The organism is Pontibacterium sp., from assembly GCF_041587635.1.
In the GTDB taxonomy this organism is placed as follows: domain Bacteria; phylum Pseudomonadota; class Gammaproteobacteria; order Pseudomonadales; family Balneatricaceae; genus Pontibacterium.
In genome coordinates this window covers 1-7,811 of record NZ_JBFGYC010000143.1, presented here as the reverse complement: position 1 = coordinate 7,811, position 7,811 = coordinate 1, and the positions used below count along the sequence as shown (strand labels likewise).

Annotated in this window: 6 protein-coding genes; 5 read left to right on the top strand and 1 reads right to left on the bottom strand. The window is 51.6% G+C overall.

Features of this window, described 5'->3' with window-relative positions; genetic code table 11:
* The 5 genes from ABYW01_RS09135 to ABYW01_RS09115 form a co-directional block, all read left to right on the top strand.
* Nucleotides 1–1,198 (top strand): sensor histidine kinase (locus tag ABYW01_RS09135; RefSeq protein WP_372832227.1); only part of this gene is annotated, 1,198 nt, incomplete at its 5' end.
* A complete protein-coding gene (locus ABYW01_RS09130) occupies nt 1,198–2,562 on the top strand; it encodes a sigma-54-dependent transcriptional regulator (RefSeq protein WP_372832225.1) in 1,365 nt (454 codons plus the stop codon). The genes ABYW01_RS09135 and ABYW01_RS09130, both read left to right, overlap by 1 nt.
* A 348-nt stretch (nt 2,563–2,910) precedes the next feature.
* Nucleotides 2,911–3,939 (top strand): TAXI family TRAP transporter solute-binding subunit, encoded by a 1,029-nt coding sequence (locus tag ABYW01_RS09125; RefSeq protein WP_372832223.1) that lies wholly within the window; start codon nt 2,911–2,913, stop codon nt 3,937–3,939.
* Between the two features lie 85 nt (nt 3,940–4,024).
* Nucleotides 4,025–6,163, top strand: a complete 2,139-nt coding sequence (locus tag ABYW01_RS09120; RefSeq protein WP_372832221.1) for a TRAP transporter permease — start codon at nt 4,025–4,027, stop codon at nt 6,161–6,163.
* Nucleotides 6,164–6,314: 151 nt separating this feature from the next.
* Nucleotides 6,315–6,542, top strand: coding sequence for a (2Fe-2S)-binding protein (locus tag ABYW01_RS09115; protein WP_372832220.1), 228 nt, complete (start codon nt 6,315–6,317; stop codon nt 6,540–6,542).
* Between the two features lie 98 nt (nt 6,543–6,640).
* Here the strand turns inward: ABYW01_RS09115 and ABYW01_RS09110 are convergent, their stop codons facing one another.
* The gene (locus ABYW01_RS09110; protein ID WP_372832219.1) at nt 6,641–7,642 is read right to left on the bottom strand and encodes a diguanylate cyclase; all 1,002 of its coding nucleotides are present in this window, start codon (nt 7,640–7,642) and stop codon (nt 6,641–6,643) included.
* Between the last annotated feature and the right edge of the window lie 169 nt (nt 7,643–7,811).

Sequence of the window (7,811 nt, the reverse complement as noted above, 5' to 3'; positions counted from 1 at the left end):
GGATATTATCAACAATGCCCATGTGGGCATGATCGCTCTGAATACGCAGGGTACCATCCGCTTTATTAATCCCATGGCCAGCCAGCAATTTGGGGTGGGTAGCGAAAGGATACTCGGTTATGCCGTACAGGATCTGATCGCAGGTGATCACGAGAGTTTTGGTCCATTGCAGCGAACCTTATCGCGATTGGGCAGCAGTGGGTTTGCGCCATTAACGGCCCATGAAGCGGTGGGAAAACGCTCAGATGGCAGCCAGTTCCCGATGCTGATCTCGGTGAAACAGATGGTGGCGCAAGCAGATATGCTGTATCTGGTGACCGTGATCGATATTACCAAACGTAAGCGGCTGGAGGCGGCGTTACAGCGGGCGAATGATCAGCTGGAGCATAAGGTGTTGGAGCGTACACAGGCGTTGCAGGAAGCGCAGACTGAACTGGTGCAAGCGGAGAAAATGGCGGCCTTGGGGCGTATGTCTTCCGCCGTTGTACATGAGCTCAATCAGCCACTCACCGCGATGCGGACCTATCTGGCAATCTGCCGTCACCTGTTGAACGATGAAAACTCGATGTTGGCTGAAAATCTGACCCTGATTGACGACCTGACTCAACGTATGGCACTGATCACCCAGCAGCTGAAAACCTTTGCCTTCAAAAAACCGGATGCACTGGTGCCGGTTAAACCGGTCAGTGCACTGGATCAATCGCTGGTGCTATTCCGCGACAGGATCAGCCAGGACGGTATCAAACTGGTACTGGAAAACCGCGACCCGACACTGGCGATACTGGGGGACAACGCGCGATTGGAGCAGGTGTTTGTCAACCTGATTAAGAACGCCTGCGATGCGATGAAAGGTTTGGATACGGAGAAAACATTAACCATCAGGATTGCCGCTGATCCCCAAAATCCAGATGCTCACGTCCGTATATCGGTATCGGATAGCGGCGGGGGGATCGAACCGGAAAACCTCGGGCACCTGTTTGATCCATTCTTCACCACCAAGTCGATCGGTGATGGCTTAGGGTTAGGCTTATCCATTGTCAGCTCCATCGTGCAGGACCTTAATGGTCAGATCAGTGCTGAAAACAGGGTTGAAGGTGGGGCCTGCTTTACCGTTATACTGCCGCGCTATGTATGCCCTCAAAACAGCGAGCGCAGCAACAACGAAACTATGAATCCAGATCACCCGGAGAACTCCTGATGCGCGGCACTGTAATGCTAATCGACGATGAAGCGATGATCCGCCAGTCCACTGAGCAGTGGCTGAAGATTGCCGGGTTTGAGGTGCAGAGTTTTGAACATGCCGAAGCGGGATTGGCTGCGCTGGATGACCAGTTTCCCGGCATCATCGTCTCCGATGTGAAAATGCCCGGTATGGATGGTTTAGCATTAATGGCTGAAGCTCGGCAGCGTATTCCTGAATTGCCGGTGATTCTGATTACTGGTCACGGTGATGTGGATATGGCGATCAAGGCGATGCGCGAAGGGGCGTATGACTTTATCGAAAAACCCTTCGTGCCTGAGCGATTGGTAGAAACGATCCACCGCGCCTGTGAAAAGCGCCAGTTGATGGTGGAGAACCTGCGCTTACAGCAGAACTTGTCTTCCCAGTCGGGTTTGGATGCAAAGCTAATTGGTATCTCACCCGCGATCCAGCGTCTTAAACGGGAGTTGCTGAAGTGTGCCGAGCTGGATACCAACGTGATCATCTACGGCGAAACCGGTACGGGTAAAGAGCTGGTGGCGCAGTGCCTGCATGAGTTTAGCGGGCGCGCGACGCACAACTTCGTACCACTTAACTGTGGTGCTATTCCTGAAGCCCTGATTGAAAGTGAGCTCTTCGGGCATGAAGCGGGGGCGTTCACCAGTGCAGATAAGCAGCGGGTGGGTAAGTTTGAGTATGCCGATGGCGGTACGTTATTTCTTGATGAGATCGAGAGCATGCCCGCTAACCTGCAGATCAAGTTATTGCGTGCATTGCAGGAAGGCGTGATTGAGCGCCTGGGGTCCAATCAGCCGATGTCGGTGGATCTGCGTATCGTCGCGGCGTCTAAGGCGGATCTGCGCACTGATGATCAGTTCCGTCAGGATCTCTATTATCGGCTGAACGTCACTCAACTGCATATACCGCCTCTGCGTGAACGTATTGAGGATGTCCCTCTGTTGTTTGCTCACTATGCCCGACAGGCTGCGGGACAACATCAACGGGAGCTGCGTCGTACCACTGCACAGGATATTCAGAACCTGCAACAGTACAACTGGCCGGGTAATGTGCGTGAGCTGAAGAATATCGCAGTGCGGTATGCGCTGGATGGCTCATTGGCGGTGGCGGATGTGCTCTATCCACAAGAACCGATGATGTCGGTTGAGCCGGAGGAGAGTACGTTATCGCTGGCGGCTCAGGTGGCGAACTTTGAGAGTAAAGTGCTGGGACGGTCCCTGTCCCGTCATCAGGGCAATATCAAAGCGGTTCTGGATGAGCTGGATCTGCCACGCCGTACACTTAATCAGAAGATGGCGAAATACGGATTGAACCGCAGTGATTTTTTACCGGAAAGTGAATGAGCAAAATTTTGCCTATCTGACCGGATTGCTCTGATCTGGTCATATAATATCCATCTGTTGGACGAGTTTTGACTGTGGATGTGTCCCGACGACATGTTTCTTCGGCAATCCCATGCCGTCTTTGCTATGAATTCACACTTCCAGGTTACGGATAAGCAAAATATTGCTTATGGTTAAGTACGCGATAAGCAATATCTTGCTTACTACATAGTGACAGGGATGTGGTTCTATAAATAAAATACATAAGAATCAATGGGATATGATTTTTTGTGAAGTTGGCCCCCTCCTTGCAGTATCTAAATCACTCTTGTTCGAAATAACAATAACCACCAATTTAAGGGTATTGAGATGAAAACCAGCAAACGCACTTTTCTGAAAGGTCTGGGGATTACACTGGCGATCAGCGCCGCAATGGGCACCGCCGGTCTGGCGCAGGCTGCTGAAAAGCGCGCCTACATTCTGGCAACGGCGTCTACGGGCGGTACGTATTATCCGGTCGGTGTTGCACTGGCCACGCTGACAAAAGTTAAGCTGGAGCCAAAGCACAAGCTGTCTCTGTCTGCGATCAACTCCGCCGGATCGGGTGAAAACGTTAAGTTGTTGCGTGAAAATGAAGCGCAGTTTGCCATCATGCAAGGTTTGTATGGCGCATGGGCGTGGAGCGGTGAAGGCCCGGTGAAATCATCCGGTCCGCAGAAACAACTGCGTTCAGTATCGATGTTGTGGCAGAACGTTGAACAGTTTGTCGTTAAATCAAAATACGCTAAATCCGGTACCATCGATGATCTGAAAGCGTTTGGTGATACCAAGTTCTCCATCGGTAAGAAAAACTCCGGCACAGAAGGTTCCGGTCGTCAGATTCTGGGTGGCGTAGGGATTGATGCAAACAGTTTTGATCTGGCTTACATGGGTTATGGTGCCAGCGCGGATGCCCTGCAGAACGGCACGATCAATGGTATGAATATCCCAGCGGGTGTGCCAACCAGCGCTATTACACGTGCTTACGCTGCATTGGGTAGCGATATGACGGTATTGGACTTCACTGATGAGCAGATCAAAGAAGCCAACGGTAAATACAATCTGTGGACCCGTTTCGTGATTCCGGCAAACACGTATCCGGGACAGACCAAAGATATCAACACCATGGCACAGCCGAACTTCCTGGCAGTTCGTGATGATATTTCTGATGACGATGTCTACATGATCACTAAAACGATCTATGAAAACCTGCCTTTCCTGAACGGTATTCACAAAGCGACTAAAGCCATGGCGCTGGAAAAAGCGATCGCGGGTCTGCCTGTGCCGCTGCATCCGGGTGCTGCGCGTTTCTACAAAGAGATGGGATTGGATATTCCTGCTCACCTGACCGCCAACTAAGGTTGTCACCGGTGCGGGAGGCTATCCGGCTTCCCGCTCTATCCCTTGCTACGCGTAATTTCTGGCACAACTTCTGGACAATATCATGAGTTCCGATACCCCTGTTACCGATCAGGACACAGCTGAGAAGCTGAAAAGCATGGAGCTGACGCAGCGCCCTGATGATTCTTTTGCCGGTCGCTTTATCTACTGGGCAGGTGTGGCCTTCGCACTGGCTCATATCTATTTCAATACACTAGGCACGTTGTCTGAGCTGTGGGTATCCGCTATCCACTTTGCCGGGTTTGCGCTGATCTGTGGCCTGATGGTGCCGATGGTTCGGTGTAAAACGGAATCAGGACGCCGCCTGACCTTACTGCTTGATCTGTTGATCGGGGTCGCAGCGATATTCTGTACGCTCTACCTGATGGGGTTTGAGGATGCGCTGTACGAGCGCGGGGTAAAATTTGCTGAAGCAGACTGGGTGTTCTCAGTGTGTGCAATCTTCATCACTCTGGAGATGGCGCGCCGGACAACGGGCTGGTTTATTCCGAGCATGATTATTGTGGCGCTCACCTATGTGTTCTGGTGGGGGCAGTACGTGGACGGTGTGTTTGGTTTCCCTGGATTGAGCCTGGAAACCTTGCTGTACCGGAGTTATTTCTCGTCTGAGGGGATGTTCGGCCAGATCGCCCGTATCTCCTGGACGTACGTTTTTATGTTTATTCTTTTCGGTGCCTTTCTGGTGAAATCGGGTGCCGGAGATTTCATTATCGAATTATCACGCTGTGCGGCGGGTCGCTTTGTGGGTGGGCCCGGGTTTGTTGCGGTCCTCGGTTCCGGCTTGATGGGATCGGTATCCGGTTCTTCTGTGGCGAATACCGTATCAACCGGTGTCATCACTATTCCCCTGATGCGACGGGCGGGTTTCCCGGCAAAGTTTGCGGCAGGTGTTGAGGCTGCGGCTTCAACCGGTGGTCAGCTGATGCCACCTGTGATGGGGGCTGGGGCCTTCATAATGGCGTCTTACACCCAGATACCTTACGTCGATATTATTGCCATCGCCGCGTTACCCGCATTGCTGTATTTCCTGTCTGTCGGTTTCTTTGTGCGCGTCGAGGCGATGCGTAGCCATGCCCATGCCGTCGAGAGCGATACACGTCCGGTGGGTGAGGTGTTTAAGGATGGCTGGCATTACCTGTTACCGCTGGTGGTACTAGTGGCGTTGCTGATCTACGGTTTTACACCGACCTATGCCGCGGGTTTCTCAATCATTTCGGTGGTAGCGGCCTCTTGGTTATCGAAACACCCAATGGGTTTCAAAGACATATTGGACGCGCTGGCTCAGGGCTCCAAAAATATGGCGACAACGGCCATGTTGCTGATCTCGGTCGGATTGGTCGTGAATGTGGTGGCCATGACGGGTATTGGTAATACTTTCTCGTTGATGGTGACTGATTGGGCCGGTGGCAGTTTGCTGATTACGATTGTGTTGGTGGCCTTGGCGTCACTGATTCTGGGCATGGGGCTTCCGGTTACTGCGTCTTACATCGTATTAGCAACCTTGTCGGCACCTGCTTTATACAGCCTGATCGCCGAAAGTCAGCTGTTGGATATGATGGTGTCTGGAACCTTGCCTGAAGCGGCGCGCACCATCTTCATGTTAGTGGATATGGAAAAGGCCGCGTTGCTGGCTGCGCCTATGAGTGAATTGGATGCACAGCAGTTGTTGTCGCTGGTGCCGGGTGATTTTAGAAATCAGTTACTGGAACAGGCGCTTGATCCATCTGCACTGGCGATGGCGCTGTTGTCTGCTCATATGATCATCTTCTGGTTATCGCAGGACAGTAACGTCACGCCGCCTGTTTGTCTGACGGCATTTGCTGCGGCAGCGATCGCTAAAACGCCGCCGATGGCCACCGGTTTTATGGCGTGGAAAGTGGCAAAAGGGCTCTATATTGTACCGCTGTTGTTTGCCTATACCTCCTTTATTGGTGGCAGCTGGGAGGAGGTGTTAAGCATTTTTGCCTTTGCGTGCGTAGGTATCTATGCATTGGTGGGCTTTATGGAAGGTTTTCTTGAGAGTCGACTAAATCTGGTGCTACGTCTGATCTGTGGCTTACTGGGTGTGGTGCTGCTTTGGCCGCACGGTATCTTGCTGCTCAATCTGGTCGCTGCTGCTGCGTTTGTCGGTATCTTTATCTACAGTCGTAAGCAGGTGGTGCCTGAAGTTCAGGCCGCTTAACTCGTCATGGTAATTTGCAGTGGGCTTGAGATCGGGTGTTGGTCTCAGGCCTGCTGAATTTGTGCCACAGAGGAAAGGCTGTCTTTCCTTTCCTGTTTATTCTGCCTTGGTTACTCTTGCCTGCTCAGACTAGTCGACTTCAGAGAGCATCATGACAACCTTATCCCCCGAAACAACCGTGAACAAAGCGCCCATCGATAAAGCGGTATGTATTTGTAAGAAAGTACGCACCAATGAATTTATGGCGAAAATCACGGAACACAAAGCGTTTACAGTCGATGAGGCACGGGATGTGACCGGTGCGAATACGGGGTGTGGTGCATGTTATGAAACAGTCGAAACGCTGGTGGCAAAAGCTAAAGCTCAATCGATCGCTTAGCAACAACTCCGGCTTTTCCCTGATGTTATCCCGGGCATCGAGACGTCAGGGAAGGGTAGGGGGGCGACGGTATGAACAGCGGCAATGTTGCTCAGGCATTATCGCTCAACGCGTGTACAGTCCTTACCACTACGCTTGGCTTCGTAAAGGGCGTTATCTGCCCGAGCGAGTAACGTGCGAGGATCGTCGCCGGTTTTATATTCTGTGATTCCCACGCAGGCTGTTACATTCACGATAATGTGCTCATCGGTAGGCACATTGTGATTTCGCAGGTTTTCACGGATACGATCAGCAAGTGTGATCGCGCCCTCACAGTCGGTGGATGGTAACAGGATGGCGAACTCTTCACCGCCGTATCGGTAGGCTGAGTCATTCGTACGCAATCCGGCTTTGATCAGCGTGCCAAATGTTTCCAATACAAGGTCCCCCACCATGTGCCCGTAGGTGTCATTCACCCGTTTGAAGTCATCCAGATCTAAAAAACAGAGTGAAAGGGGATGGTTGTATCGACGTGAACTTTCGAGCGCCAGGTCGAGTTGTTGATAGAAACAGCGTGAATTGCTCAGGCCTGTCAGTGCATCCGTGATACTCAGTTCACGGTAAGTCCGTTCGCGCTCTATCAGCTCAAATTCAGCTTTTTTACGGGCACTGATGTTGCTTAAGGTTTCGATCGCACCGATAACATTGCCATGATTGTCCTTCAGGCTAGCTGCGGTGAAGTGCAACCATTCGCCGTTGGCACCGCATTCGGGGAAAAAGTCTTCGGCTTCATACGCATCGGGTATCAGTTCAGAGGTACGATACTTGTCCTGATAATAGTGCTGAACATCGGCATCATGACCGCCATCCAGAATAAGATCTGCGAGGCATGGGCGGGGAGATTGATAGAAGGGTTTCCACTGGTCGGAGGTGCCAACCATCTCTTCTCTGCTTAACCCTGAAAGTGCTTCAATCGCACTGTTCCAGTGCAGAATAACGTGGTTGTTATCTATCACAAACGTGGGTAATGCGATCCTATCGAAGACCTGTAACATCAGTGATGGGTCTGACTTGCTTTCCTGATCCTTGGAGAGCGCTCCGTTAATTTCGGTTGTTGCCATAAAAGCGCTATAACTCTTTGTAGCGGGAATTGTCCCGTAGTGACCCTCTACGTTAATCGAAGCCTATATAAACAACAAGTGGCCGTTATACTACAGTCGAGTATTGAGTGGCCACTTATATTGATTATCTATCCGCGAAAGGTCGCGTGTTCAGGCTCTGTGAGTGGCG